This is a genomic window from Streptomyces sp. CNQ329, from assembly GCF_000482585.1.
In genome coordinates, this window is the sequence record NZ_AXVU01000027.1 from 22,617 (window position 1) to 49,033 (window position 26,417).

At 74.6% G+C, this 26,417-nt stretch carries 29 protein-coding genes; 14 read left to right on the forward strand and 15 right to left on the reverse strand.

Going from position 1 to position 26,417, the window contains the following annotated elements; all coding sequences use genetic code 11:
- Positions 1-67: 67 nt before the first annotated feature.
- Positions 68-1,345 (forward strand): tyrosine--tRNA ligase, encoded by a 1,278-nt coding sequence (tyrS, locus tag I003_RS0119045; RefSeq protein WP_027772959.1) that lies wholly within the window; start codon positions 68-70, stop codon positions 1,343-1,345.
- Positions 1,346-1,373: 28 nt separating this feature from the next.
- On the opposite strand, the gene I003_RS0119050 is transcribed toward tyrS, so the two are convergent.
- Positions 1,374-1,658: a GlsB/YeaQ/YmgE family stress response membrane protein gene (locus tag I003_RS0119050; RefSeq protein WP_027772960.1), complete on the reverse strand. Its 285-nt coding sequence runs from the start codon at positions 1,656-1,658 to the stop codon at positions 1,374-1,376.
- Positions 1,659-1,831: 173 nt separating this feature from the next.
- Here I003_RS0119050 and I003_RS0119055 point away from each other — a divergent pair, with 173 nt between their 5' ends.
- On the forward strand, positions 1,832-2,227 hold the full coding sequence (locus I003_RS0119055) for a DUF3099 domain-containing protein (RefSeq protein ID WP_027772961.1): 396 nt from the start codon (positions 1,832-1,834) through the stop codon (positions 2,225-2,227).
- 186 nt (positions 2,228-2,413) lie between these two features.
- Positions 2,414-2,698 carry a hypothetical protein gene (locus I003_RS0119060; RefSeq protein WP_027772962.1) on the forward strand — a complete coding sequence of 95 codons (285 nt, stop codon included), beginning with the start codon at positions 2,414-2,416 and terminating at the stop codon, positions 2,696-2,698.
- 103 nt (positions 2,699-2,801) lie between these two features.
- On the opposite strand, the gene moaA is transcribed toward I003_RS0119060, so the two are convergent.
- Complete coding sequence (gene moaA, locus I003_RS0119065; protein WP_027772963.1) at positions 2,802-3,791, reverse strand: GTP 3',8-cyclase MoaA; 990 nt, start codon at positions 3,789-3,791, stop codon at positions 2,802-2,804.
- A gap of 265 nt (positions 3,792-4,056) precedes the next feature.
- On the opposite strand from moaA, the gene I003_RS0119070 reads away from it, so the two are divergent.
- A complete protein-coding gene (locus I003_RS0119070; protein WP_027772964.1) occupies positions 4,057-5,580 on the forward strand; it encodes a S8 family serine peptidase in 1,524 nt (507 codons plus the stop codon).
- A 307-nt stretch (positions 5,581-5,887) separates the two neighbouring features.
- Here I003_RS0119070 and I003_RS0119075 read toward each other — a convergent pair whose 3' ends face one another.
- Positions 5,888-6,826: a LysR family transcriptional regulator gene (locus I003_RS0119075; RefSeq protein WP_027772965.1), complete on the reverse strand. Its 939-nt coding sequence runs from the start codon at positions 6,824-6,826 to the stop codon at positions 5,888-5,890.
- A gap of 161 nt (positions 6,827-6,987) precedes the next feature.
- A complete protein-coding gene (locus I003_RS36965) occupies positions 6,988-7,218 on the reverse strand; it encodes a hypothetical protein (protein WP_486584290.1) in 231 nt (76 codons plus the stop codon).
- A gap of 389 nt (positions 7,219-7,607) precedes the next feature.
- On the opposite strand from I003_RS36965, the gene I003_RS0119085 reads away from it, so the two are divergent.
- The 5 genes from I003_RS0119085 (at position 7,608) to I003_RS0119105 (ending at position 12,589) form a co-directional block, all read left to right on the forward strand.
- On the forward strand, positions 7,608-8,843 hold the full coding sequence (locus tag I003_RS0119085; RefSeq protein WP_027772967.1) for a histidine kinase: 1,236 nt from the start codon (positions 7,608-7,610) through the stop codon (positions 8,841-8,843).
- A complete protein-coding gene (locus I003_RS0119090) occupies positions 8,840-9,529 on the forward strand; it encodes a response regulator transcription factor (protein ID WP_027772968.1) in 690 nt (229 codons plus the stop codon). The genes I003_RS0119085 and I003_RS0119090 overlap by 4 nt, the downstream gene beginning before the upstream one ends.
- A 70-nt stretch (positions 9,530-9,599) precedes the next feature.
- Complete coding sequence (locus I003_RS0119095) at positions 9,600-10,823, forward strand: DEDDh family exonuclease (protein ID WP_078564170.1); 1,224 nt, start codon at positions 9,600-9,602, stop codon at positions 10,821-10,823.
- A 45-nt stretch (positions 10,824-10,868) separates the two neighbouring features.
- Positions 10,869-11,828 carry an SURF1 family cytochrome oxidase biogenesis protein gene (locus I003_RS0119100; RefSeq protein ID WP_027772970.1) on the forward strand — a complete coding sequence of 320 codons (960 nt, stop codon included), beginning with the start codon at positions 10,869-10,871 and terminating at the stop codon, positions 11,826-11,828.
- A 5-nt stretch (positions 11,829-11,833) separates the two neighbouring features.
- Positions 11,834-12,589, forward strand: a complete 756-nt coding sequence (locus I003_RS0119105; protein WP_027772971.1) for an SDR family oxidoreductase — start codon at positions 11,834-11,836, stop codon at positions 12,587-12,589.
- Positions 12,590-12,796: 207 nt separating this feature from the next.
- Here the strand turns inward: I003_RS0119105 and I003_RS0119110 are convergent, their stop codons facing one another.
- Genes I003_RS0119110 through I003_RS0119130 form a run of 5 tightly spaced genes read right to left on the reverse strand, consistent with a single transcriptional unit; the run spans position 12,797 to position 15,346 of the window.
- The gene (locus I003_RS0119110) at positions 12,797-13,501 is read right to left on the reverse strand and encodes a hypothetical protein (RefSeq protein WP_027772972.1); all 705 of its coding nucleotides are present in this window, start codon (positions 13,499-13,501) and stop codon (positions 12,797-12,799) included.
- A gap of 5 nt (positions 13,502-13,506) precedes the next feature.
- Positions 13,507-14,181 (reverse strand): DUF6286 domain-containing protein, encoded by a 675-nt coding sequence (locus I003_RS0119115; protein WP_027772973.1) that lies wholly within the window; start codon positions 14,179-14,181, stop codon positions 13,507-13,509.
- A complete protein-coding gene (locus tag I003_RS32655; protein ID WP_078564172.1) occupies positions 14,178-14,615 on the reverse strand; it encodes a hypothetical protein in 438 nt (145 codons plus the stop codon). Before I003_RS32655 ends, I003_RS0119115 begins: the two co-directional genes overlap by 4 nt.
- Positions 14,616-14,618: 3 nt before the next feature.
- Positions 14,619-14,813 (reverse strand): hypothetical protein, encoded by a 195-nt coding sequence (locus I003_RS0119125; protein WP_027772974.1) that lies wholly within the window; start codon positions 14,811-14,813, stop codon positions 14,619-14,621.
- Between the two features lie 47 nt (positions 14,814-14,860).
- Positions 14,861-15,346: an Asp23/Gls24 family envelope stress response protein gene (locus I003_RS0119130; protein WP_027772975.1), complete on the reverse strand. Its 486-nt coding sequence runs from the start codon at positions 15,344-15,346 to the stop codon at positions 14,861-14,863.
- Positions 15,347-15,487: 141 nt separating this feature from the next.
- Between I003_RS0119130 and I003_RS0119135 the strand changes: the two genes are divergently transcribed.
- Positions 15,488-16,147: a hypothetical protein gene (locus I003_RS0119135; protein ID WP_027772976.1), complete on the forward strand. Its 660-nt coding sequence runs from the start codon at positions 15,488-15,490 to the stop codon at positions 16,145-16,147.
- A gap of 25 nt (positions 16,148-16,172) precedes the next feature.
- Here I003_RS0119135 and I003_RS0119140 read toward each other — a convergent pair whose 3' ends face one another.
- The 3 genes from I003_RS0119140 to I003_RS0119150 all read right to left on the reverse strand — a co-directional run bounded on the left by I003_RS0119140 (position 16,173) and on the right by I003_RS0119150 (position 19,210).
- Positions 16,173-16,964: an enoyl-CoA hydratase/isomerase family protein gene (locus tag I003_RS0119140; protein WP_027772977.1), complete on the reverse strand. Its 792-nt coding sequence runs from the start codon at positions 16,962-16,964 to the stop codon at positions 16,173-16,175.
- A 92-nt stretch (positions 16,965-17,056) separates the two neighbouring features.
- The gene (locus I003_RS0119145; protein WP_026276177.1) at positions 17,057-17,275 is read right to left on the reverse strand and encodes a helix-turn-helix domain-containing protein; all 219 of its coding nucleotides are present in this window, start codon (positions 17,273-17,275) and stop codon (positions 17,057-17,059) included.
- Positions 17,276-17,611: 336 nt separating this feature from the next.
- Entirely contained in the window at positions 17,612-19,210 is a 1,599-nt protein-coding gene (locus I003_RS0119150) for an ABC-F family ATP-binding cassette domain-containing protein (protein ID WP_027772978.1), read from the reverse strand.
- A 209-nt stretch (positions 19,211-19,419) separates the two neighbouring features.
- Between I003_RS0119150 and I003_RS0119155 the strand changes: the two genes are divergently transcribed.
- Entirely contained in the window at positions 19,420-19,827 is a 408-nt protein-coding gene (locus I003_RS0119155; RefSeq protein WP_027772979.1) for a VOC family protein, read from the forward strand.
- 16 nt (positions 19,828-19,843) lie between these two features.
- Here I003_RS0119155 and I003_RS0119160 read toward each other — a convergent pair whose 3' ends face one another.
- The 3 genes from I003_RS0119160 to I003_RS0119170 form a co-directional block, all read right to left on the reverse strand.
- Positions 19,844-21,148: a hypothetical protein gene (locus I003_RS0119160; RefSeq protein WP_027772980.1), complete on the reverse strand. Its 1,305-nt coding sequence runs from the start codon at positions 21,146-21,148 to the stop codon at positions 19,844-19,846.
- 175 nt (positions 21,149-21,323) lie between these two features.
- Positions 21,324-22,463, reverse strand: coding sequence for a prolyl oligopeptidase family serine peptidase (locus I003_RS0119165; RefSeq protein WP_027772981.1), 1,140 nt, complete (start codon positions 22,461-22,463; stop codon positions 21,324-21,326).
- A 90-nt stretch (positions 22,464-22,553) separates the two neighbouring features.
- Positions 22,554-23,144 (reverse strand): class II aldolase/adducin family protein, encoded by a 591-nt coding sequence (locus tag I003_RS0119170; protein ID WP_486584291.1) that lies wholly within the window; start codon positions 23,142-23,144, stop codon positions 22,554-22,556.
- Positions 23,145-23,346: 202 nt separating this feature from the next.
- Here I003_RS0119170 and I003_RS0119175 point away from each other — a divergent pair, with 202 nt between their 5' ends.
- Genes I003_RS0119175 through I003_RS0119185 form a run of 3 tightly spaced genes read left to right on the forward strand, consistent with a single transcriptional unit; the run spans position 23,347 to position 26,370 of the window.
- Complete coding sequence (locus I003_RS0119175) at positions 23,347-24,567, forward strand: inorganic phosphate transporter (protein WP_027772983.1); 1,221 nt, start codon at positions 23,347-23,349, stop codon at positions 24,565-24,567.
- A 34-nt stretch (positions 24,568-24,601) separates the two neighbouring features.
- Complete coding sequence (locus tag I003_RS0119180; RefSeq protein ID WP_027772984.1) at positions 24,602-24,844, forward strand: hypothetical protein; 243 nt, start codon at positions 24,602-24,604, stop codon at positions 24,842-24,844.
- Positions 24,841-26,370, forward strand: a complete 1,530-nt coding sequence (locus I003_RS0119185) for a cobyric acid synthase (RefSeq protein WP_027772985.1) — start codon at positions 24,841-24,843, stop codon at positions 26,368-26,370. The genes I003_RS0119180 and I003_RS0119185 overlap by 4 nt, the downstream gene beginning before the upstream one ends.
- Positions 26,371-26,417: the final 47 nt, after the last annotated feature.

The following is a 26,417-nucleotide window of genomic DNA, read 5'->3' on the forward strand; positions in this document are numbered from 1 at the left end:
GCGGCTGCGTACGAGGACCGGCGCCCCGGCCGGGGGCCAGGACCGAGACCGAGGAGATACGAGAGACGTGACGGACATCGTCGACGAGCTGCGGTGGCGCGGGCTGCTGGCCCTGTCCACCGACGAGGACGCACTGCGCAAGGCGCTCGCGGACGGTCCCGTCACGTTCTATTGCGGCTTCGACCCGACGGCGCCCAGCCTGCACGTCGGGCACCTGGTGCAGGTGCTGACGGTACGGCGCCTGCAGGTGGCCGGGCACCGGCCGCTGGCGCTGGTCGGCGGGGCGACGGGCCAGATCGGCGACCCCAAGCCGGACGCGGAGCGGACGCTCAACGATCCTGAGGTCATCGCCGGCTGGGTGGAGCGCGTCCGGGCGCAGATCGAGCCGCTGCTCGACTTCGAGGGCCCGTACGCGGCCCGGATGGTCAACAACCTGGACTGGACCGCGGGGCTGTCCGCGATCGAGTTCCTGCGGGACATCGGGCGGCACTTCCGGGTGAACAAGATGATCGCCAAGGAGGCCGTCGCCCGCCGGCTGGAGTCCGAGCACGGCATCAGCTACACCGAGTTCAGCTACCAGATCCTCCAGGGGCTGGACTTCCTGGAGCTGTACCGGCGGCACGGCTGCACCCTCCAGACCGGGGGCAGCGACCAGTGGGGCAACCTGACGGCGGGCACCGACCTGATCCACCGGGTCGAGCCGGAGGCCGTGGTGCACGCGCTGGCGACGCCGCTGATGACGAAGGCCGACGGCACGAAGTTCGGCAAGACGGAGGGCGGCGCGGTCTGGCTCGACCCCGAGCTGACCACGCCGTACGCCTTCTACCAGTTCTGGCTGAATGTCGACGACCGTGACGTCGCCCGCTACCTGCGCATCCTCAGCTTCCGCAGCCGTGAGGAGCTGGTGGAGCTGGAGCGGCAGACCGAGGAGCGGCCCCAGGCGCGGGCCGCGCAGCGGGCGCTGGCGGAGGAGCTGACGACGCTGGTGCACGGCGCGGACCAGTGCGCCGCGGTGATCGCCGCGTCGCGGGCGCTGTTCGGCCAGGGTGAGCTGGCCGATCTGGACGAGGCGACGCTGCGGGCGGCGCTGGCCGAGGTGCCGCACGTGCGGGTCGCGGAGCTGGGGCCGGTGGTGGAGCTGCTGGCCGAGGTCGGGCTGGCGCCCAGCCGGTCGGCCGCCCGCAGGACGGTCAAGGAGGGCGGGGCGTACGTGAACAACGTGAAGGTCGCGGCCGAGGACGCCGTGCCGGCCCCGGAGGACCTGCTGCACGGGCGCTGGCTGGTGCTGCGCCGCGGCAAGCGCAACCTGGCGGCGGTCGAGCTGGCGGCCCCGGCGGCCGGCTGAGCGCCGGGGCGGGGCGCCGCGGACGCCGCTAGCGGGGACTGCGTTTTTTGGGGCCGCCGCGCAGGCTTTCGTAGAGCGGGGTGCCCAGTGCCACGACGGCCACCGCGCCGGCGAGCTGCAGCATGTGCCGGATCCAGTCGATACCCCTGGTGTCGTCCACGCCGATCCCCGATGCCACGGCGTTGCCGACGAGACCGCCGAGGATGCCGTAGACGGTGGTCAGCCAGAGAGGAATGGCCTGCTTGCCGGGCAGGATGATCCGGGCGAGGACACCCAGGACCAGTCCCACGATGATGGCCCACAGCCAGGTCATGTCGCCTCCTCGTGGGGCGGGGTCCGCCTGCCGTGTCAGTGTGTTGCGCCGGCCCGGGGGGATGCATTCCGGCCAGGGCTGTTCGAGTTATAGGGCGGTATGTCCCACCCCCGCCTCGAAGGGAGGGCACTCCCGGCGTACCTTGGGGAGGTGCCCATACGAGGGGGTGGAGTGTGAAGCGGAAGCGCCGCGGCGATGCCGACGTGTTCAGGATCACCGGCGCGCGGCAGAGCCTGGACGACGACGTGCGCGGCCGGCAGCGGCGGTACGTGATCTCCATGTCGGTCCGGGCCGTCTCGGTGGTGGCCGCCGCGCTGCTCTGGGACGTCGAGCGGCATATCGCGGTCGTCGCGCTCGTCCTCGGCATGTTCATCCCGTACTTCGCGGTGATCATCGCGAACGCGGGCCGGGAGAGCGTCCGTTCACTTCCCTCCACCTTCGCCGTCACGCCGCAGCGCGCGGTGATCGCCCCGCCTTCGCGGACCGGGCGGAACACGGTCGTTCCTGGCGAACCGGCCCCGGCCGGGAGCGAGTCGGCGGCCGGTGACAGCGGTCCGCCGACCGTTTGATCACCAAAAGTGCAAGCTCAGAAAAACCTCAAATCAAATATGCCGATCCGGTGCCGAGCGGCCCTCCTCGCGTGACATACTTCGTACGCGCTCCGCATCCCCCGTCGGAGCGACGGACCGACGCCGGGCGGCTCCCCCCGTGGCTGCCCGGCGTCGCCCTTGTTCCGGGACGTAGGCTGGGGCCCCGTGAACACCGCTGATCCCGCTCTCATCTGCTCCGCCAAGGGCTGTCGTACGCCCGCGGAGTGGGTGCTCGCCTGGAACAACCCGAAGCTGCACACGCCGGAGCGACGCAAGACGTGGCTCGCGTGCGAGGAGCACCGCGAGTACCTCAGCCGCTTTCTGGGCGTACGCGATTTCCTCAAGGAAGTCGTCACGCTGGTGGACTGGCAGGAGGCGGAGAAGAGCGCGCGGACAGACGCGGACGACGGCGCCGGCGGGGAGAGCGGCCCGGATCCGGCACGGGGCTGAGAGCGGACCCCGGAGCGGAGCTAGGAATCCCGGGCCCGGGAGCCGGGGTGCGGAGCCCGGGGCCGACCTGCCCGCGCTCCGGACGTCCGGCAAGCGCCCCGCGTCAGCCGCCGATGGCGGACATCGGCCGGTCCGGCTGGACGAACGACGGATCGTCGAGACCCGCGCCCGCCTTCTTCCCCCACATCGCCTCCCGCCACAGTCGCGCCACCTCTTCGTCCGGCGCGCCCGAACGCAACGCGCCGCGCAGGTCGGTCTCCTCGCGGGCGAACAGGCAGTTGCGCACCTGGCCGTCCGCGGTCAGCCGGGTGCGGTCGCAGGCCCGGCAGAAGGGCCGGGTGACGGACGCGATGACGCCGACGCGGGCCGGGCCGCCGTCCACGAGCCAGCGCTCCGCGGGCGCGGAGCCGCGCTCTCCCTCGCCCTCGGGGGTCAGCGCGAAGCGCGTGCGCAGGGAGGCGAGGATGTCGCCGGCGGTGATCATGCCGTCGCGCTGCCAGCCGTGCTGCGGGTCGAGGGGCATCTGCTCGATGAACCGCAGCTCGTAGCCCTCGTCGACGGCCCAGCCGAGCAGGTCGGGGGCCTCGTCCTCGTTGAACCCGGCCATCAGCACGCTGTTGACCTTCACCGGCTCCAGGCCGGCGGCCCGGGCGGCGGCGAGGCCGCGGAGCACGTCGCCGTGGCGCTTGCGGCGGGTCAGCCGGTGGAACACGTCGGCCCGGAGGGTGTCCAGCGAGACGTTCACCCGGTCCAGCCCCGCGGCCTTGAGGGCGGGGGCCGTGCGCTCCAGGCCGATCCCGTTGGTGGTCAGGGAGAGCTTGGGGCGGGGGTCGAGGTCGGCGCAGCGCTCGATGATGCCGGCGAGCCCGGGGCGCAGCAGCGGCTCACCGCCGGTGAAGCGCACGTCGGTCACGCCCAGCTCGGTGACGGCGAGGCGCACCAGACGGACGATCTCGTCGTCGGTGAGCAGCTCGGGTTTGCCGAGCCATTGCAGCCCTTCTTCGGGCATGCAGTACGTACACCGCAAGTTGCAGCGGTCGGTGAGCGAGACCCGCAGGTCTGTGGCGACTCGCCCATAGGTGTCACGCAGCATGAGAAGCCCTCCCACGGCGGTACCTGACCTCTGGCAGCCTACGCCAGGTCACCGACATTCAACAGTTTGTTGAGTTCCGGGCCGGAACGTTCCGCCATACGCGCGTGACGACGGGGCCGGAAGCGCCGGACGTTCCCGACACGCCAAAAGACACTGCAGGTCGATGTATTGAAGCCCGCGGGTGATCAGCGCTAGTTTCGCTTGCCGTGTACCTGACCGCGGCAAGTGTCCGCGGCGGATTTCTGACTGATGATCTGGAGATCCCATGACTCATCTCCGACCCCGTGGCCGGCGCCTGCTGGCAGTGCCCCTCGGGCTGACCCTGGCCGCGGCGCTCGGCCTCCTGCCGGGGGCGGCCTCCGCCGCGTCGGCCCCCGAGCCCGGCGCCGGCGCCGGGGCCGCGGCCGGCGAGACGCTTTCGTACGTGGTCAACACGAAGACCGACGGCAAGACGATCGCCCGGGTCGAGGACGCCATCGCCGACGCGGACGGCTCGGTGGTCACCACGCACAAGAAGATCGGCGTGGTCGTCGCCCATTCCGCCAACCCGGACTTCGCGGCGGAGCTGCGCGGCGTGCGCGGCGTGCAGTCCGCGGGCGCGAGCCGCACCGCGCCGCTGACGCCCGGGGGGACGCTGGAGATCAGCGCACCGGAGGTCTACAAGGGCGCCGCCAAGGTCCGTTCGCAGGACCCGGAGGTGGAGCCGCTGGAGAACGAGCAGTGGGACCTGCCGGCGATCGGCGCCGACAAGGCGCACAAGATCTCGACCGGCAGCCGTGACGTCACCGTCGGCGTCATCGACACCGGCGTGGACGACCGGCACCCCGACCTCCAGGACAACTTCTCCGCCGAGCAGTCCGCCAACTGCGTCGGCGGCGTCGCGGACACCACCGAGGGCGCCTGGCGGCCGTACGACCCGGCCGGCGACTACCACGGCACCCACGTCGCGGGCGAGATCGCCGCCGCGCGCAACGGCGTCGGCGTGGCCGGCGTCGCGCCCGGCGTGCAGGTCGCCTCGCTCAAGGTGAGCGAGCCCGACACCGCGCTGTTCTACGCCGAGGCCGTCGTCTGCGCCTTCGTCTTCGCGGGTGACCACGGCATCGAGATCACCAACAACAGCTACTACGTCGACCCGTGGCTCTACAACTGCCTGGACGACCCCGACCAGCGGGCGATCGTCGAGGCGGTCAACCGCGCCTCGCTGTACGCGATGGGCAAGGGCACCCTGCACCTCGCCGCGGCCGGCAACTCCAACCACGACCTCGCCGGCGACGAGATCCAGGACGACTCCAGCCCGAACGACACCACGCCCGTGGAGCGCACGATCGACCCGTCCGAGTGCTGGGACGCGCCGACGCAGTTGCCGGGCATCGTGACCGTCTCGGCGACCGGCGTGAACGACGACAAGTCGTACTACAGCAGCTACGGCGCGAAGGTCGTCGACGTCGCCGCGCCCGGCGGTGACGGCTACCAGATCCCGGACACGCCGTCGAAGAACGGCCGCATCCTGTCGACGCTGCCGGAGAACAAGTACGGCTGGCTGCAGGGCACGTCGATGGCCACCCCGCACGCCGCGGGCGTGGCGGCGCTGATCAAGAGCGAGCACCCGCGGATGGCGCCCGCGGTGCTGCACCTGGTGCTCAAGGCGCAGGCGGACAACCCGGGCTGCCCGGAGTTCTACGACCCGGACGGCAACGGGGTGGAGGACTCCACCTGCACCGGCGGCAAGCGGAACAACGCCTTCTACGGGGCGGGGATCGTGGACGCCTACGACGCCGTACGGCGGTGAGGGCCGGACGGTGACGTAACGCCACCGACGGCCTCCGGGCCGGGCGGCGGTGCCCCAGGGCACCGCCGCCCGGCCTTCGCCGTCCACGGGCGCCCTGCCCGGCGCGGCATGCCGTCCGCGCTGAGGTGCCGGCCGGAACGCACGGGGCCCCGGCGCCCGGTCCTCTTCCGGCCCCGGCAGGTCCGGCTCCGCGAGCCCGACCCGGTCAACGGCGATCCGGATCCCGGTGACCCGCCCGCGGCCGACCGTGAACGCACCCTCCGCCTGCGGCCTGCCGTCCACGGGCGGCGCAGGCCGCCGCTGCGCGTCAGGCCGTCCGGGCCGGGGCGCGGCGGACCGCGCGGTGCGGGCGCGGGAGCTGGGTGGTGTGGCGGCGGGCGAGGCGCAGGACGGCGCGGAGCGTCGGTTCCGCCTGGCCCGGGTCCCGGCGCCACCGGGCCTCGATCGCCACCGGCCCCGGGCGCGTGGCCAGCGGGAGGTCGACGAGGCCGCCGTCTTCCAGCTCCCGTACGACGGCCAGCCGGGGCAGCAGCGCGAGGCCGCGGCCGTGCGCCGCGAGGCGGCGCAGCGCGGGCAGGGAGCCGGCGGCCGTGGCGGCGCGGGCAGGTGCGGGGAGGTCGCGGCTGAGGCGGTCGTAGAGGACGGTCGAGCTGCACCCCGGCTCCGCGACGAGGAAGTCCGCGGACAGCACGTCCGCCTCCGTGACCTCCGCCGCAGCCGCGAGCGGGTGCGCGGGGCCGGCGACGAGCACGACCTCCTCGTGGCCGACGACCGTGCTGGGTCCCGTGGTGCGGCTGCCGTCGTCGAAGTGGAAGGCGAGGTCCAGTTCGCCGGCGGCCAGTTGCTCCGCCAGCCGTTCGCGGGACCCGACGACGACGCTGATCTCCGCGTCCGCGTCCGGTCCCCCGGCGCCGTAGTCGAGTGCGGTGACGATGTCCGGCAGCCACTCGCCCGCCAGCGTCTCGGGCGCCCCGATGCGCAGCCGTGGCCGGGATGCGGCGGCGGCGCTGCGCATGCGTTCATCGATGTCCAGCGCCTCACGCGCGTACGGCAGCAGCCGGCGGCCGGCGTCGGTGAGGGAGGCGCCGGTGGAGGTGCGGACCACGACCGTGACGCCGAGTTCCTGTTCCAGGCGGCGCAGTTGGGCGCTCAGGCTCGACTGCGCGTAGCCCAGCCGCTCGGCGGCCGACGATATCCCGCCGGTCTCGGCCACCGTCACGAAAGCGCGCAGATATCGTGAGTCCACCGGGGGATCGTGTCACCGCCCTCGTCACCCGCGCCATCACTTTTTTTGCATGGACGCGCCACACGGTACGCGCCGCGCACTCTCCAAGTGGTCGCGGCATCCCGGGAGTTGACCGGCCCGCGCCGGGCGCGCTCCCTCGTCACCGCTCCCGGCGCGGGCCGTCACGCCGCGGCGTCGAGCCCGAACCCGTCCAGCTCGATTCCGGCCCACGCCAGCTCGATGAGCACGTCCACGGCCCGACGGCTGCCGGGCACCTCGGCGATCAGCACCGCCGGGTCGGCGCCGGAGAGCGGGGGCACGTCGAGGACGAGCGCGAGCAGCCGCCGCGCCTCGGCGCGGCGGGCGGGGTCCGCCAGCCGCAGCCGCAGGTTCCTGCCGGGCCGGGCCGCCACGTCCCACGGTCCTGCATCCTGCCGTGCCGCGTGCCCCGCGGCGTGTCCTGCCGCGTCCGCAGCCGCGCTCCGGGGTACGTCCCAGGTCGCGTCCCGTAGGGCATCCCGCGCCGCCACCGGCTGCGGAATCCGTACGCGCCGGTCTCCGTCAGCTCCGTGAAGGGGCATGGTGGGCCTCCCGTCCGCCGTGCGCGAGCCGGTCGTCTCCCGGCCGGCTGCCGTCGGACTCCACGATCCGCCCCCGGCCCTCCGTCCGTCATCGTCCGGGGGTGTGGCTCCCGTGCTGCGGCCGGGGGCGTAACGGGGCCGCCGGCTGCAACCTGTGCAGCAGCATCCGCTGCACCTCCCGGAGGACGCCTGACCGGCGCCGATTGGCTACGGTGCAGAGCATGACGGCGGCAGCGCAGACGGGCGCGAACAGCGAGCACACGGTGCTGCGCTACCTCGCGACCGCGATCGAGGACGGGCGGGAGACGGCGCGCGATGCCCGCGCGTACGCCAAGGACGCGGGCTTCGCCGTCGCCGTGGCGCTCGGCTGCGTGGGCACGATGCTGCTCGCGCCGGACGGGCGCACCGGCTTCGACGCGCTCGCCTGGGTGCTCGGCACGGTGGGCAGCGCGGCGCTGGTGGCCCGGCACCGCTTCCCCCGCGCGGTGCTGGTGATCGCGGCGGCGGCGATGGTCGCGTACCAGCTCCGCGGCTACCCCGACGGCAGCCCGGTGCTGCCCATGCTGGTCGCCGTCTACCGATGCATCCGCGGCGGCCACCGCGGCTTCTTCGCCGTGACCGCCCTGGCCTCCCTCGCCGTCAGCCTCGGCTCGCTGCCCCTGCTCCCGCTCGGTGACGAGGCGCTGCGCGCGGCGCTGGAGAAGCGGTTTCTGACGTACGGCTGGATCGTGGCGTGCGCGATGGCGGCGGCGATGCGCATCCAGCACGAGGCGATGCTCGCCCAGGCCGAGGAGCGGGCCGCGGAGAACGCGCAGCGCAGCGCCGACGAGGAGCGGCTGCGTATCGCCCGCGAACTGCACGACACGCTCACGCACAGCATCTCCGTGATCAAGGTGCAGGCCGGGGTGGCCGTGCACCTGTCGAAGAAGCGCGGCGAGGAACCCCCGCCCGCGCTGCTGGCGATCCAGGAGGCCAGCGGCGACGCCGCCCGCGAGCTGCGCTCCACGCTGCACGTGCTGCGCAACACCGACGGCGGCGCCGAGAGCGTCGGGCTGGAGCGGCTGCCGGAGCTGGTGGAGCGGGCCCGGGGCTCGGGGGTGCCGGCGTCGGTGGCGGTGGCCGGCGAGCGGCCGGTGCTCCCGGCGGAGGTGGACCGGGCGGCATACCGGATCGTGCAGGAGTCGCTGACGAACGTCGCGCGGCACGCCGGGCCGGCGGCGGTGGACGTACGGGTCTCGTACGGGCCGGACAGGGTCGTCGTCCAGGTCGACGACGACGGCGCCGCCGACCCCGCCGCGCCGCCGGAGCCGGGCATCGGGCTGACGGGGATGCGCGAGCGGGTCACCGCACTCGGCGGCGAACTGCACGCAGCGCCCCGGCCGGAGGGCGGGTTCCGGGTACGCGCCGAGCTGCCGGTGCGGCAGACGGACGGGCCCGCGGCGGGGACCGCCGGATGATCCGGGTGCTGCTCGTGGACGACCAGGCCCTCATCCGGGGCGGGTTCCGGGCGCTGCTCGACGCCGAGGACGACATCGAGGTGGTCGGCGAGGCCGCCGACGGCGCCGACGGCGTCCGGCTCGCCGCCCGGCACCGGCCGGACGTCGCCCTGGTCGACGTGCAGATGCCGGTGCTCGACGGCATCGAGGCGACCCGCAGGATCGCCGCCGACCCCGACCTGGCGGGCGTGCACGTCGTCATCCTCACCAACTACGGCGTGGACGAGTACGTCTGGGGCGCGCTGCGCGCCGGCGCGGCCGGGTTCCTCGTCAAGGACATGGAGCCGGAGGACCTGCTGCACGGCGTACGGGTCGCCGCCCGCGGCGACGCGCTCCTCTCCCCCGCGCTCACCCGCAAGCTGATCCAGGAGTACGTCTCCCGCCCCGCCGGCGGCGTGCCCGGCGCGGCCGACGCGCTGCGCGACCTCACCCGGCGCGAGCGCGAGGTCGTCACCCTCGTCGGCGGGGGTCTGAGCAACGAGGAGATCGCCGCCCGGTTGCACATCAGTCCGATCACCGCGAAGACCCATGTCAGCCGGTCGATGACGAAACTCGCCGCCCGCGACCGGGCCCAACTCGTCGTGCTCGCCTACGAGACGGGCCTGGTCACCCCGCGCGGGCCGACGGCGGGTCAGCCGGACGGCTGACCGCTGTCGGGGGCTCAGGCGGCACCCGCGCGCACCGCGGTGTCGGTGACAGGCTCTATGCTCTGAACCCATGCTCGAAGACCGCGCGACGCCCCTGAACCCCCGTCAAGTCGCGCGGCGGCAGCCGCTTCCGGGCGCCGATCCGGTCGTGGTGCAGCCGACGCTCCCGCTCCCCGCGCCGACCGGCCCGGCGGACGCCGACCCCGCGCATCCCGCGGAGACGGGACCCGTCGGCGACGACGCCTCCGGGACCGGCGGGCAGACCTCCGGCATCCCGGCGCCCGGCGTCCCCTCCGGGGCGTGGCCCGCGGACTACCCCGAGGCGTACGCCGTCGTCGACGTCGAGACCACCGGGCTGCGCGCCGACGACCGCATCGTCTCCGCCGCCGTCTACCGCCTCGACGCGCGCGGCACGGTGGAGGACAGTTGGTACACGCTGGTCAACCCGGAGCGCGACCCCGGCCCGGTGTGGATCCACGGCCTGACCCGCGAGACCCTCGCCGGCGCGCCGCTCTTCCCGGAGATCGCCGAGGAGTTCACGGCCCGGCTGGAGGGCCGGGTGCTCGTCGCGCACAACGCGGTCTTCGACTGGATGATGATCGCCCGCGAGTACGCCCGCGCGGGGCTCACCGCCCCGGTGCGCCGGCGGCTGTGCACCATCGCGCTCGCCCGGCAGCTCCGGCTGCCGCTGCCCAACGCCCGGCTGGCGTCGCTGGCCGGGTACTTCGGCGTCGCCCAGCGCCGGGCCCACGACGCCGAGGACGACGCCCGCGTCCTCGCCGAGATCTTCCGCCCCAGCCTGCGCCAGGCCGCCGAGGCGGGCGCCCGGCTGCCGCTGCTGGCCTGCCAGCCGCTGACGGAGTGGTCGGAGCAGGCGCCGGCCGGGGGCGCGGAGGGCCCGGGCGGCACGCGCTCCCCCGGCGGGCACGGCGCGTACCAGTGGCGCACCTGGCGGCCGAACCGCCGGCTGCCTCCGTCCCCGTATCCCAACCCGGGACGGTACGTGCGCGGCGGCCGGCTCAGGCAGGGCATGCGCGTGGCGTTCTCCGGTGACACGTCGGTGGACCGCAGCCTGCTGGAGGACCGGGCGATCGAGGCCGGGCTGCACGTCGCGGGCAGCGTCTCGCGCTATACGAGCCTGCTCGTCACCAATGACCCGGGCGCGCCCACGAGCAAGGTGACGCGGGCCGCGGCGCACGGCACCCCGGTGATCGACGAGGCGGCCTTCCTCCATCTCATGCGGGACGTCGAACCGGCGGACGCCCCGCCGGAGGGGGACGGCCGGGCGGGCTAGCGGGGTCCCGGCGGGAAGCGGCACGGCGGGGAGTACGGTCAAGGGGTGTACCGCTTCCTGTTGTCCCGGCAGTGGGTGATCGTCACCCTGGTGGCCGTCCTGCTCATCCCCGTGATGATCCAGCTCGGCTTCTGGCAGTTGCACCGCCACCAGGACCGGGTCGCACGCAACGACCTCGTCGCCCGGAACCTCACCGCCGCGCCGGTCCCCGTGGACCGGCTCGCGCGCGAGGGGCGCGCGGTGCCGCGCGAGGACACCTGGCGCACGGTCACCGCCACCGGGGCGTACGAGCCGGAGCGGGAGGTCGTCGTACGGCAGCGGCTCGGCGCCGACGACAAGCAGGGCTACTTCGTCGTCACGCCGCTGCGCCTCACCGACGGCTCCGCGGTCCTCGTCAACCGCGGCTGGGTGCCCGCGGGCGCCGATCTCACCAGCTTCCCCGAGGTGCCGCCCCCGCCCACCGGCGAGGTCACGGTCACGGGCCGGCTGCGCCCGGACGAGACGACCGGCAGCGGCATCCGCGACAAGGAAGGGCTGCCGGACCGCCAGGTGATGCTGATCAACAGCGCCGACCAGGCCGCGGACGGCCTGCCCGGGCCGGTGCTCGGCGGGTTCGTCGAGCTGGTCGGCACCTCGCCGCGGCCCGCGGGCAAGCAGCCGGAGCCGGTCTCCGAGCCGGACCACAGCAGCATCGGGGTGCACATCGCGTACGCGATCCAGTGGTGGCTCTTCGCCGCGGCGGTGCCGCTCGGCTGGTGGACCCTCGTACGCCGCGAGCGCCGCGACCGCGAGGCGGCGGTGGCGAAGGCGGCCGGGGACGGGACCGCGGCCGGGGAGACGGCGCAGAGCGAGACGACGCAGGGAGAGGTGGCGCAGGGCGGGGAGGGCCCCGGCGGGACCGCGGCCGACGAACCCGGGAAGACCGCGAAGGCCCCGGCGCGCCCGGCCGCGGACGACGACCGCGCCCCATCCCTGGCGCCCGCCGAGCAGATGGCGGCAGACTGACCCCCATGGATCTTGGACTCAACGACCGCGTCTACGTCGTGACCGGGGGCTCGCGCGGCCTCGGTCTGGCCGTCGCCGAGCAACTGCTCGCCGAAGGCGCGAGGGTGGTGCTCAGCGGCCGGGACAAGGACCGCGTGGCGGGTGCCGCCGCCGCGCTCGGCGAGTCGGCCGTCGGCGTCGCCGCCGACAACGCGGACCCGGGTACCCCGGACCGGCTCATCGCCGCCGCCCGGGAGCGCTTCGGCCGCTTCGACGGCGTGCTCATCAGCGTCGGCGGCCCGCCGGCGGGCAACGCCACCGCCAACACCGACGCCGAGTGGGAGACGGCGTTCGGCTCCGTCTTCCTCGGCGCGATGCGGATGGCCAGGACGGCCGCGGGGGAACTGGAGGAGGGCGGGGTCATCGGCTTCGTGCTCTCCGGTTCCGTTCACGAGCCGATCCCCGGGCTCACCATCTCCAACGGGCTGCGCCCGGGGCTCGCCGGGTACGCCAAGTCGCTCGCCGACGACCTCGGGCCGCGCGGCGTCCGCGTGGTGGGGCTGCTGCCCGCACGGATCGACACCGACAGGGCCCGCGAGCTGGACGCGCTGTCCGGCGACGCGGCGGCGGCACGGGCCCGGATGGAGGCGAAGATCCCGCTGGGCCGCTACGGCACCCCGGAGGAGTTCGGCCGGACGGCGGCCTTCCTGCTGTCGCCGGCCGCCTCGTACCTGACCGGGATCATGCTGCCGATCGACGGCGGCATGCGGCGGAGCATCTGAGCCCGATGGCCGGCCGGATGGCACGTGCGCACACGGACGTCCGTCGCGGACGCCGGTTACCCCCGGGCAAGACGGGTGGCGCGGAGTCCCGCGGCCGGTCACGCGTGCGCCGTACGGGCCGCACGGACGCGGCCTGAGCCGTACGCGGCGCACGACCGCCGCGGTCCGCCGCGGAGAGGTCCTGCGGGACCGCGCCCGCCCGCGCCGTCACGAGACGCGTTCCGGGCGGTGCTTGGCCGGGCGGAACCGGATCTCCGCGGGCAGCCGCGCCAGGCCCACCGACGCGCGCGCCGGGGCGAGCGCCCGCTCCTCGATATGGTCCACGGCCGCCGCGGGATGAGCGCCGGGTCCCAGCAGCACACCGAAGCTGGCGTGCGGCGCCGTGCGCCGGCCCGTGAGGGTCACCCGGGCCCGCTCCACCCCCTCCAGCGCGCCGGCCTCCTCCGCCAGCACCTCCTCCAGCGCGGACCCGCGCAGCAGGGCCAGCGGGGCGGCCGGCAGCGCGAGCGTGCCGGGACCCTCGCCCTCCGCACCGTCCGGGTCCGTCGCGGAAGCCCAGTCGCCGGCCTTCCCGCGGTCCGTGCCGCCGGCGGCGGATGCGGCCGGCGCCGCCGGGCCGCCGGTGTCGACGAGGACCTCGCCGAGCCGGGCCCGGCGCAACTGGGCCATGAGCCACCAGCCGCTGCAGAGCACGAGCACCGACAGCCCGCCGATCACCGTCGGCCACCACCAGCCGGCGTTCCGCCACCGCAGCCGCGTGCCGCGGCTCAGCAGCACGTCGTCGGAGCCGTCGGCGTACGGCGCGAAGCCGGGACGCGGCAGGTCGAGGCCGGCGAAGAGCACGGCGATCCCGGCGCCGGCGACCGCGAGGCCGATCGCGCCGAGCAGGATCCGGTTGACCACGCGCAGCATCGCGCTCACCCCTTCGCCGGCGGCCGGCGTACGTGGACGGACAGCTCCGGCCTGCGGGCGAGGCCGAGTTCGCGGATGCCGTCGCCGAGGACCGCGGCGAGGTCGGCGCGCACGTCGTCCAGCTCGCGGAAGTGTGACTCGGCACGGGCGCTGACGTGGCGGCGGCCGACCGTGACCCGGACCGACCGCACGCCCGAGATCTGCATCGCCCGGTCGCGCAGCACGACGGAGGCCGCCCGCCGGTCGAGCCCGGCCCGCAGGTCCGGCGCGACGTGACGCATCGGCAGCACGCCGCGCAGCCCCGGCGTGACGGCCAGCAGCACCAGCCAGGCGCCGAGCAGCACCGCCAGGACGGCGGCGGTGAGCGCCCAGGCGTCGTCGAGCGGGCGGGCGGCCAGTTCGTCGGCCATGCGGCGGCGCCAGCGCATCGCGGGGCCTTCGGCGCGTACGGCGACGACGTCGTAGAGCAGCAGCCCGAGGCCCGCGGTGGCCGCGGCGGCGGTGAGCGCGGCGGGCACGCGGCGGACGGACCAGAAGCGGGCCGTGGCCGCGTCGGCGATCCCGCCGGCCGGCCCGGCGGCATACCCGGAGGCCGACGTGCTCTGCCGCCATTCGTCCGGCTCGGCCGCGGCGCCGGCCGTGCCGCCGGCGGGCCGGGACGTCGTCTTGTCGGCACTCATCGCACCCTCCCCCGCGGCGCGTTCGGCCGCTCCGTGGAGTGCAGCCGCTCGACCTCCACGGCCACCTCCGGAACTTCAAGCCCGACCAGAACCCTTACCCGCTCGGTGACGGCCCGACTCACCGCGCAGCACTGGGCCGCGAGGTCGGACGGGAACCCGAGGTGGACGCCGACGCGGACGCGGGCGGTGTCGCCGCGCACGACGACGGCGGCGTGCGCGGCGTCCGTGCCGGGCGCGCCGAGGAGCGCCTCGCGGGCCGCCTGGGAGGCGATCTTCGCGATGACGCGGTCCTCGATCCGGGTGGCGCCCCGCTCCCCCGACGGTGCGGCGGGTTCGCCTGTGCCGGTGGCTTCAGGGCCTGCCGTCTCCTCTTCCCGTTCCTTCGGTTCTTCCGGTTCGTCCTGCTCCGCGCGCTCGCTCCCCGGGGGTGCCACCGGTCACCGCCGCCGGTCGTCGCGCTCGTCCGGCCTGCGGAAGAAGTCGCCGGGCTCCAGGTCGCCGTCCAGCACCCGGCCGACGACGAAACCGATCGCGCCCAGCGCCGCCACCAGCAGGAAGGCGCCGAACCCGCCGAAATAGCCGGCGAAGCCCAGCGCCATGCCGACGATCAGGCCGACCACTGCCATGCTCATCGCACGCCTCCTCCCCAAGCTCCCCGAGGCGGTCTCCCGCCCCGCCGTCACTGCAGCCGCGGCTGCTCGGCCCCCTCTTCCTCGTCGTCGGGCAGCTTCACGTCGGTCACCGCGATGTTGACCTCGACCACTTCGAGGCCGGTCATCCGCTCGACGGCGGAGATGACATTCTCCCGTACGGCGCGGGCGAGTTCGGTGAGGGAGACCCCGTAGTCGACGACGATCTCCAGATCGAGCGCCGTCTGCACCTCGCCGACCTCGGCCCGCACCCCGGCCACCGACCGGCCGGAGCCGGGCGCGCGATCCCGTACGGCACCCGTGGTACGGGTGAGGCCGCTGCCCATGGCGTGCACGCCGACGACGTCCCGCGCGGCGAGGCCCGCGATCTTCTCGACCACGCCGTCGTCGATCGTCGTCCGGCCCCGCGTCGCCGGATCACCGGTGCCGCGCCGGGTGCCCAGCACATTCGGCGGGGCCGCTGCCGGCTCCCGCGTGACCTCCCGGACCGTCGACTCGCTGCTCACCGTTTCCACCTTTCTGACGAACGTGGCGTGCGCGCGTTTCGCCCCCCACTATCCGTCCCCTGCCCGGGGTGGGCCAGGGAAATGCGACAGCCGTCCCACCCGGGACCGCGATCGAATGGCCAGCCCGTGCGGTGGGGGAGGATGGGGCGCATGACGGCGGGGAACTGGGAGCGGGCGGTGCGCGAGCAGGTGGCCCTCGGCAGGCTGCTGCCCCTGGGTACCGCGGCGGACGGCACGTGGATCGCGGAACGCGCGGCGGCGGGTGCGCTGCGGCGCGCGGCGGCGGAGGTGCGCGAGGCCCGGGTGACGAGCCTGCGCGTGGGCCTGGCGACGGACACGGAGGACGGGGGGCAGGACCCCGGCAGGCGCGTCGGGGCCGGTGCCGGAATGGCGGTGGGACCGGCGCCCATGAGCGCTCTGCCGTACGGGGAGTTGCGGATCTCCGCGGAGTGCGAAGCCGCGGTGGACCGGCCGATGACCGCCACCGCGGAGGTCCTGCGCGAGGCGCTGCTGCGGGGCGCCGAGGAGCGCCTGGGGCTGCGGGTGGCGGCGGTGGACATCCACGTGACGGGCCTGCTGGACACACCGCGGGCCGCCACCGGGCCCCGCCCCGCGGAGCCGGGCACCAGCACCCGCGCGAACAGCCGGCCCCTCCCCGGACTGCTCGCTCTCGACACCCACCGGGACGGCGACCACGCCGAGGTGCACGTCGTCGTCGACTCCGCGCACCGCGCGCTCGACGTCACCCGTGCCGTACGCGCCCGGACCTCCGCCGCGACGGTCACCGTCCTCGTCACCGGCATCCGGTGACCGGGCCCGCCACCGCGGCGGTCGCCTACTCCCCCAGCCCCGCCAGGTCCCGCAGCCTGCGGGCCTGCGCCGCGCGTTCCGCGGTGCGCTGTTCGTCGTACGTCCGGCCCGCGGCCCCGCGCAGCAGCGCCTTCGTCTCGATCACCGCGTCCCGCGGCGCCGCCAGCAGTGCCGCCGCCAGATCCGAGGTCGCGGCGCCCAGATCCTTCGCCGGGACGACGAGGTTCGCCAGGCCCACCCGCTCGGCCTCCGCCGCGTGCACGAGTCGTCCCGTGACGCATATCTCCAACGCCCGTGCATATCCCACGAGTTGCACCAGCGGGCCGGTTCCCGTGAGGTCGGGGACCAGCCCGAGGGACGTCTCCCGCATCGCGAACTGCGCGTCGTCCGCGCACACGCGAAGGTCGCAGGCGAGGGCAAGCTGAAAACCCGCGCCAATCGCATGTCCCTGCACCGCCGCGAGGGAAACGATGTCATTCCGCCGCCACCAGGTGAACGCCTCCTGGTATTCGGCGATGGCCGCGTCGAGGTCGCCGTCGGAATAGCGGGCGAGCTCAGGGAATGACGGCTCGCCCGCAATGCCTTCGGGGGTGAATGCCTGCCGGTCGAGTCCGGCGGAGAAGGATTTGCCCTCGGCGCGCAGCACCACCACGCGGACGCTGCCCGGGAGTTCACGACCCGCGGCGGCGAGCGCCCGCCACATGGCGGGCGACTGCGCGTTGCGCCGGGCGGGGCGGTCGAGGGTCACCGTGGCCAGCGTGCCGTCCTCGCCCTCCAGGGCGAGCCGTACGCCGTCTCTGTGCAGCAGCTCTGTCATATACCGAACAGTAACCACCCGGCCGGTCCGGCGGACCGGCCGGGTGCCCGAGCGGGGCCGGGGCGCCGGTCACGGCGGCCGCGGCAGTCCCGTCAGGACGACGCTTTCTTGCCTCGCGTCGCGCCGCCGCGACCGCGCAGGGTCACGCCGGATTCGCTGAGCATCCGGTGCACGAATCCATAGGAGCGGCCGGTTTCTTCGGCCAGCGCCCGGATACTCGCTCCGGAGTCGTACTTCTTCTTCAGGTCAGCCGCGAGCTTTTCGCGCGCGGCGCCGGTAACCCGGCTGCCCTTCTTCAGAGTCTCGGCCACCCGTGCCTCCTCGTACGGAAGTGCGCTCTGGACTCTCATGATCACCCCTTTATGGCCTCCTGGCCACCCGTTCGGCAAGGTCGGCGGCACGAGGTTTTCCCGCCAGTTCCCCGCAGCGACCTTCGGAACCGGACATTCCGAGCCCGCCCGCCGTTCGGCCGGCACCGCGGCGCGGAGTGATTAGGCAGGTCAGGGGGCGGTGCTGGGGGCGCGGCGGCGGCGCCGGGGCGCGTAGCCGGCACCGCACGCCCGGTGACCAGGCGCCACGCCGTGGTACGAGCACCACTCACTCAGATGATGGATCACCCATGAGCCGAATGATCCAGACGGGGGTGATCAAGCAAGCGCTACCAGGTCGGCGTAGTCCGCGTTCCACAGGTCCTCGACCCCGTCCGGCAGCAGGATGATCCGCTCCGGCTCCAGCGCGTCCACCGCCCCCTCGTCGTGCGTGACGAGAACGACGGCGCCGGTGAAGGTGCGCAGCGCGCCGAGGATCTCCTCGCGGCTGGCCGGATCGAGGTTGTTGGTCGGCTCGTCGAGCAGCAGCACGTTGGCGGAGGAGACGACGAGGGTGGCCAGCGCGAGCCGGGTCTTCTCACCGCCGGAGAGCACGCGGGCGGGCTTGTCGACGTCGTCGCCGGAGAAGAGGAACGAGCCGAGCACCTTGCGCATCTCGACGGGGTCCATGTCGGGCGCGGCCGAGGCCATGTTCTCCAGCACCGAGCGGTCCGGGTCGAGGGTCTCGTGCTCCTGCGCGTAGTAGCCGAGCTTGAGACCGTGACCGGGGGTGACCGCGCCGGTGTCGGGCTTCTCGACGCCGGCCAGCAGCCGCAGCAGCGTGGTCTTGCCGGCGCCGTTGAGGCCGAGGATGACGACGCGGGAGCCCTTGTCGACGGCGAGGTCGACGTCGGCGAAGACCTCCAGCGAGCCGTACGACTTGGACAGGCCCTCGGCGGTCAGCGGGGTCTTGCCGCACGGGGCCGGGTCGGGGAAGCGCAGCCGCGCGACCTTGTCGGCCTGCCGCTGCTCCTCCAGCCCGGAGAGCAGCCGCTCGGCGCGGCGGGCCATGTTCTGCGCGGCGGTGGCCTTGGTCGCCTTGGCCCGCATCTTGTCGGCCTGCGCGTTGAGCGCGGCGGCCTTCTTCTCGGCGTTGGCGCGCTCGCGGCGGCGGCGCTTCTCGTCCGCCTCGCGCTGCGCGAGGTACAGCTTCCAGCCCATGTTGTACGCGTCGATCCGGGCGCGGTTGGCGTCGAGGTAGAAGACCTTGTTGACGACGGTCTCGACGAGCTGGGTGTCGTGGGAGATGACGATGAAGCCGCCGTGGTAGGTCTTCAGGTAGTCCCGCAGCCAGACGACGGAGTCGGCGTCGAGGTGGTTGGTCGGCTCGTCGAGCAGCAGGATCTCGGAGTCGGAGAAGAGGATCCGGGCCAGCTCCACGCGGCGGCGCTGACCGCCGGAGAGGGTGTGGAGGGGCTGGCCCATGACCCGCTCGGGCAGCCCGAGGCTGGCGGCGATGGTGGCGGCCTCGGCCTCGGCCGCGTACCCGCCCTTGGTGAGGAACTCGGTCTCCATGCGCTCGTAGCGCCGCATGGCCTTCTCCCGGGTCGCGCCCTGGCCGCCCGCCATCCGCTGCTCGTCCTCGCGCATCTTGCGGATGACCGTGTCCAGGCCGCGGGCGGCCAGGATGCGGTCCCGGGCGAGCACGTCGAGGTCGCCGGTGCGCGGGTCCTGGGGCAGATAGCCGACGGTGCTGCCGCGGGTGACGGCGCCGGCGGCGGGCTGGCCCTCGCCGGCCAGGACCTTCGTGAGCGTGGTCTTGCCGGCGCCGTTGCGCCCGACGAGGCCGATGCGGTCGCCCCTGGCGACACGGAAGGTGGCGGATTCGAGGAGGATGCGGGCGCCGGCGCGCAGCTCCAGGCCGGTGGCGGTGATCACGGGAGTTCTCCAGGGCAGGACGAGAGACGGCAAGGGCGGGACGGGACGCGCGCGCTAAGCCGCCTCATGCACGTGGAGAGTTGCCATGGGGCAAGTGTATCGGGGCCCGCAACCCGAATAATCCGCCGGATCCGGCGGCGCGGCCGGGCTGCCGGTGCGGGCGGCCGGTGCCAGACTGCCCGTAGGGCCATCGAGAGGACGTGATCCGCATGCCCGGCAGCGACAACGCCCCGACCGTCTACCCCACCCTGCTGTACCGCGACCCGAAGGCCGCCGTCCGGCTGCTGACCGAGGGGCTGGGCTTCCGCGAGGTGGCGATGTACGAGGGCGAGGACGGCACGGTGGTGCACGCGGAGCTGGCCCAGGGGAACGGCATGGTGATGCTGGGCTCGAAGGGCACGGGCAGCGAGTTCGACAGGGCGATGGGCGCCGCCGGCCCGAGCGGGGTGTACGTGGTCGTGGACGACGTGGACGGGCACCACCGGCATGCCGTGCAGCACGGCGTGGAGATCCTCACCCCGCCGGCGGACCAGGACTACGGTTCGCGGGAGTACATGGCGCGCGACCACGAGGGCAACGTCTGGAGCTTCGGCACCTACGCGCCCACCCCCGGCTGACCGGCGCCCGCCCCGCTCACGCCCCGCCGGTGTGCACCCGGAAGGCCGCCCGGCGCACGGCCTTGGCCACCGCCGGGTCGGGGTGCGCGGCGGCCAGCGCCACCAGCACCTGCACCGTCCGGGGGTGCCCCGCGCCCCCCACCTCCGCCAGCAGCGCCGGCACGCTGCCCTGCACCGCGGACTCCAGGTGCCGCACCAGCAGGCTGCCCTCGCCGTGGTCGGCGACCGCGGCGGCGGTGTCGACCCACAGCCAGGTCGCCTCCTCCCGGCTCAGCGCGCCCAGCGCCTCGTCCGCGTCGCCGCCCTCCTGCTCCGCCAGCCACAGCAGCGCGTACGGCCGCAGCATCGGCTCGTCGCACGCCTCGCGCACGGCGCCCTCCGCCGCGGCGCCCACCACCCGCAGCGCCTCGAACGCCAGTCCGCGCAGCAGCGCGTCGTCGCCGCGGGCCACCTCCAGCAGCTCCGCGACCGCGCTGCCCGAGGGCCGCGCCGCCAGCCACGCGCGGTACTCGGCGCGCGCCGGCCCCGGCGTGAGCCCCGCGCAACTGCGGAGCATCGCCTCCGCGGGCTTCTCGATGTGCCCCTCGGGCCCCTGGGCGGCGATGCAGATCTGCTCGATCTTCATCCACACGGCCCAGTGGCCCAGCGGCGTCAGCGACACCTCGGGGCCCTCGCGGGTCAGCGCCCCCACGGAGGCGAACGCCTCCAGCGCCCAGTCCAGCAGCCCGGCCAGCAGCTCCGGCAGCTCCGCGTCGGGCACCTCCGCCGCCGGCGGCTCGGCGGCCCGGCCCGGCACGGGGGCGCCCTCGCTGCCGTACGCCACCTCGCAGCGCTCGGTGCGCAGTTCCTCGACGCGCTGGCCGAGGAGATCGAGGAGGGCGGGCACGCGGACGGGGCCGCCGGTGAGGTGGAGCAGGGCGAGCATCTGCGGCATGGCCTGGATCGCGTCGCCGAGGGCGACGGAGTCGTGGGCCAGCGGCTCGGGCGCGGGGTGCGCCAGCGACCAGGCGTCGAAGAGGGCGACCCAGCCGCGGAGCACGGCGCGCTCGTCGCGGTCCCAGGCGCGCAGCCGCCACGCGGGGCGGGCGTAGTCGCCCTGCACCTCGACCAGGCCGGCGAGCCGGGCCCGGTCCCACTCGGCCTGCGGCGCCTCGGTCCAGGGCCGCGGACGCCCCTCGGCCCACCTGGCGACCCGCACCGCCTCGGCGAGCAGGGTGCGGGCGTGGCGGGCGAGCACCCGTGGCGCGGCGATGCCCTCCGGGGGCCGCGGCGTGGGACGAAGGGCCCGGTCGACGACGGCCCGGCGGGCGGCGGCGGCCATCTCGCGACGGGGCTGCCTGGGGACGAGGCGGAGCGGCGGGTGGTGCGAACTGTGCGCCATCACGCACCAAGTCTCGCCGGTGGGGCGGCGAAAGCCCAATCCGGGGTTGGCGAGATGCCGTCCGCGGCCCTGGACCGAGGCACCGCAGGGCCACGGGGCGGGGCTCCGGCCCCGGTCAGAGCAGTGGCGTCAGAAAGCGGCGCAGGGTGTCGCCGTACGCGTCCGGGGTGGCGTTCCACAGCGCCGCGTGCCGGCCGTCGGGGACCTCGCGCAGCAGCAGCCGGTCGCCGCCGCGGGCCGCGAACGCCCGCGCGGCGGCGAGCGGGGCGACGTCGTCGGCCTGGCCGGCCAGCACCAGCGTCGGCGCCCCGGGGACGGCGAGCGCCGTGTCCAGCTCCCCGTACTCCCCCGCCGCCAGCACCGCCAGCCCGCGCAGCCGCGCCGGCAGGGCGAGCCGCCCGGAGGCGCCGGAGCGGCCGGCCAGGGCCCGTACCGCGGCGCGCCAGTCGAGCACCGGCGAGTCCAGCACCAGCCCCGCGACGGCGTCCGCCGCCGCGGACTCCGCGGCGGTGCGCAGCGCCATGGTGGCGCCGGTGGACCAGCCGTACAGCGCCACGCGCCGCGCGCCGTTGCGCAGCGCCCAGCCCAGGGCGGCGTCGAGGTCGGGCCACTCCGCGTGGCCGAGCGCGCCCCGGCCGCCCGGCGGCGGCGGGGCGCCGGGGTCGCCCCGGTAGGCGGGGACGAGGACCGGCAGCCCCAGCTCGTGCAGCAACGGCAGGGCGGTCAGGGCCTGTTCGCGGGTGTCACCGACGCCGTGGACGGCGATGACCCAGGTGCCGCGGGCGCCCGGGACATACCACGCGGGCAGCGGTCCCAGCGGGCCGTCGACGGTGACGTCCTCGTACGCGATACCGAGGGCCGAGCGCGGCGTGCCCGCGTAGACCTTCGGCGTCAGCCGCACCCGCGTGCCCGCGCGGAGCGTGCCGTACGTGACGCGCTCCAGTCTGCGCACGAGCCGGCCGCCCTCCCGCGCCTCGGCGCGCAGCACCGGGCCGACGACCGCGTGCACCCGGTGGCCCGCCAGTCCGTACGTCTCGGGCAGCAGCGCGGGCGCCGAGCCGGGGGCGAGGGTGACCTGCCCGTCGGCGGTGGCGGTCACCCGCAGCCGGGCGCCGTCGAAGCCGACCGGGCCCGGGGGCGCGGGCCGCAGGGCGGCCCGGGAGCCGTACCGCCCGGCGGCCACGGCGGCGGCCCCGGCGCCGAGGCCGCCGGCGAGGAGGCCCGTCAGGGCCGCAGCGACCGGTTTGATACGCATCCCCGTCATTGTCCGCGTACGGCCGGAAACCTGCCAGTGCGCGGACCCGCCCGGGTCGGGCCCCGGCCCCGGCCGGCGGCCCCGGGGCCGCTACCGCTGGCCGTACCCCTTCAGCTTCTCCGTCACCGCCCCGAGCTGGTCCGCCGACAGCAGCGACGGGCTCAGTCCGGGCACCGCACTCGCCGCCAGCCACACCCGGCACATCCATTCGAGCTGCGCGGTCCTGTCGTACGCCTGGGCCAGATCGGCGCCGTAGGCGACGGTGCCGTGGTTCTGCAGCAGGCACGCCGACCGCCCGGCCAGCGCCCGCAGCATGCCCGCGGCCAGCTCCTCCGTCCCGTACAGCGCGTACGGGGCGACGCGCACCGGGCCGCCGAGGGCGGCGGTCGCGTAGTGGACGACGGGCAGCTCCCGGACGAGCGTGGAGACGGCCGTTGCATGCACGGCGTGGGTGTGTACCACGGCACACGCGTCGGTGCTTGTGTACACCGCGAGATGCATGGGCAGTTCGCTCGTCGGCGTGAGCGTGCCCTCCGTCTGGCGTCCCCGCAGGTCGACCGCGACGATGTCGTCGTCACCCAACTGGTCGTAGGGAACGCCCGTCGGCGTGATGAGCACACGACCACCCACCCGTACGGAGACGTTACCCGAGGTACCGACGACCAGCCCTTCGGAGTACATCCGCCGGGCCGTCCCTACCACCTCACGCCACGCTTGACGCACCAATATCCTCCCTATGACCTGCGCATGAAGCGTTTGGCCGGAGACATTGCGACACCCATTCGCCCCCGTCACCGTCACGTCCGGCCCAGTTCACCTTGCGTTCACTCGGAGTACTTACGTTCCTCACGGCCCCCGACCTTCGAGCGGATTGCTTGGGTACATGGAACACCTCACTCTCCTCATCGGTGTCGTCATCGTCACCGCTCTGGTGTTCGACTTCACGAACGGGTTCCACGACACCGCCAACGCCATGGCCACCACCATCTCCACCGGGGCGCTCAAGCCCAAGACGGCGGTGGCGATGAGCGCAGTCCTCAACCTCGTCGGCGCCTTCCTCTCCGTGGAAGTCGCCAAGACCATCTCCGGCGGCATCATCGACGAAGGGTCCGGCATCCAGCCCGAAGTGATCTTCGCGGGGCTGATCGGTGCGATCGTCTGGAACCTGCTGACCTGGCTCGCCGGGCTGCCCTCCAGCTCCTCGCACGCCCTCTTCGGCGGCCTCATCGGCGCGACGCTCGTCTCCGTCGGCTGGAGCGGCGTGCACATGGACGCCATCGTCATGAAGGTCCTCATACCCGCCGTCGCCGCGCCCCTGGTCGCGGGCATCGCCGCCGCCGCCGCGACCCGGCTGACCTACCGGCTGGCCGCCCGCCGCTCCGCAGGCAGCACGGCGAAGGGCTACCGCGCCGGGCAGATCACCTCCGGCGCGCTGGTCTCCCTCGCCCACGGCACCAACGACGCGCAGAAGACGATGGGCGTCATCACCCTGGCGCTGATCACCGGCGGCTCCCTCGCCCCCGGCTCCGACCCGCCCACCTGGGTCATCGTCTCCGCCGCCGTCGCGATCGCGCTCGGCACGTACCTCGGCGGCTGGCGCATCATCCGCACCATGGGCAAGGGCCTCACCGACATCCAGCCGCCGCAGGGCTTCTCGGCCCAGACCAGCTCGGCCACGGTGATCCTCGCCTCCTCGCACCTGGGCTTCGCCCTGTCCACCACCCAGGTCTGCTCCGGCTCGATCATGGGCTCCGGCGTGGGCAAGAAGGGCGGCGTGGTGCGCTGGAGCACGGCCGGGCGGATGGTCGCCGCGTGGGGTCTCACCCTGCCGGCCGCGGGGCTGGTCGCCGGGGCGGCGGCCTTCCTCGCCGACCGGGGCGACTGGGGCGTGGTGACCGTCGCAGTCCTCGGCTTCGCCGCCTGCGCCACGATCTGGGCCGCCTCGCGCCGCGACCGGGTGGACCACCACAACGTCAACGACGTGGACCCGGAGCCCGGCCACGCGCTCCCGGCGGAAGCCGCCGGCGACACCGGCGTGGAGCCGGTGAGCATCCCGGCACCGCGGACCACGTCCGGGCCCGCCTCCTCCCGGGCCACGGCCTGACCCCCGATCCCTCCGAGAGCACCGAGGAAACAGGATGGACATCGACTGGGCAGCACTCGGCGAGGTCTTCGGCGTCAGCCTCGTCATGACGGTGGCCCTCGTGGGCCTCTTCACGGTCGGCATCGTCGGCCTCTCCCCGACGGCGGAGGCCGAGGGCCCGGAGGGCACCGCGGGGCCGGAGACCGCACCCTCCGCCCTGGCCAGGACCGGCGCGTACGTATGCTTCACGCTGTGTGCAGCAGCCGTGGCGTACGGGATCTATCTGATCGTCAAGTGACGGCGCGCGCCGGCGGTCTGCTGGTCGCCGGCACGACGTCGGATGCCGGCAAGAGCGTCGTCACCGCGGGCATCTGCCGCTGGCTCGCCAGGCGCGGCGTCGCCGTCGCGCCGTTCAAGGCGCAGAACATGTCGCTCAACTCGTACGTGACCCGCCAGGGCGCCGAGATCGGCCGGGCGCAGGCCATGCAGGCGGCGGCGGCCCGCACCGAGCCCAGCGCGCTGATGAACCCGGTGCTGCTGAAGCCGGGCGGCGACGCGCACAGCCAGGTCGTGGTGCTGGGCCGGCCGCGGGCGGAGCTGAGCGCGGCGGGCTACCACGGGGAGCGGCAGCAGGCGCTCTTCGAGACGGTCACGGAGTGCCTGGAGGAGCTCCGGCACGCGTACGACGTGGTGATCTGCGAGGGCGCGGGCAGTCCGGCGGAGATCAACCTGCGGCACAGCGACATCGTCAACATGGGCCTGGCGCGGGCGGCGCGGCTGCCCGTCGTGGTCGTCGGGGACATCGACAGAGGCGGGGTCTTCGCGTCGTTCTTCGGCACCACGGCGCTGCTGAGCGCCGCCGACCAGGGACTGGTCGCGGGCTACCTGGTCAACAAGTTCCGCGGTGACGTCGGCCTCCTGGAGCCGGGGCTGTCGATGCTGCGCGGGCTGACCGGGCGGCAGACCCTGGGGGTGCTGCCATACCGGCACGGGCTCGGCATCGACGAGGAGGACGGGCTGCGGCTGTCCCTGCGTGGCCGGATACGGGAGCTGCCGGCCCGGCCGCCGTACGGGGCGGAGGTGCTGCGGGTCGCGGCGGTGCCGGTGCCGCTGATGTCGAACTTCACCGACCTGGACGCGCTGGCCGCGGAGCCGGGCGTCGCCGTGCAGTTCACCGACCGGCCGGAGGAGCTGGCGGACGCGGACCTGGTGGTGCTGCCGGGCACGCGGGGCACGATACGGGCGCTGGCGTGGCTGCGGGAGCGGGGCATCGACGCGGCGGTGGCGCGCAGGGCGGCGCAGGGGCGGCCGGTGCTGGGCATCTGCGGCGGGTTCCAGATGCTGGCGGAGCGGATCGAGGACACGGAAGGCGTGGAGGCACGACCGGCGGGGGCGGTGGCCGGGCTGGGACTGCTGCCGGTGCGGGTGGAGTTCGCGGCCGGCAAGACCCTGGGCCGGCCGTCGGGGACGGCGCTGGGCGAGCCGGTGGAGGGGTACGAGATCCACCACGGGGTGGCGGAGATACGGGGCGGCGAGCCGTTCCTCGCCGGGTGCCGGGTGGGGCAGGTGTGGGGGACGCACTGGCACGGAGCGCTGGAGAACGACGGCTTCCGGCGGGCGTTCCTGCGGCGGGTGGCGGCGGACGCGGGACGGGCGTTCGTGCCCGCGCCGGACACGTCCTTCGCAGCGCTGCGCGAGGAGCAGTTGGAGCGGCTGGGAGACCTGATAGAGGAGCACGCGGACACCAAGGCACTGCTCCGCCTCATCGAGTCCGGCGCCCCGGGCGACCTGCCGTTCCTCCCTCCCGGGGCACCGACACCTTAGGTACGCGCCCGCCCCGCCCCTTCGTACGGAGCCGGGCCGCACCGCGC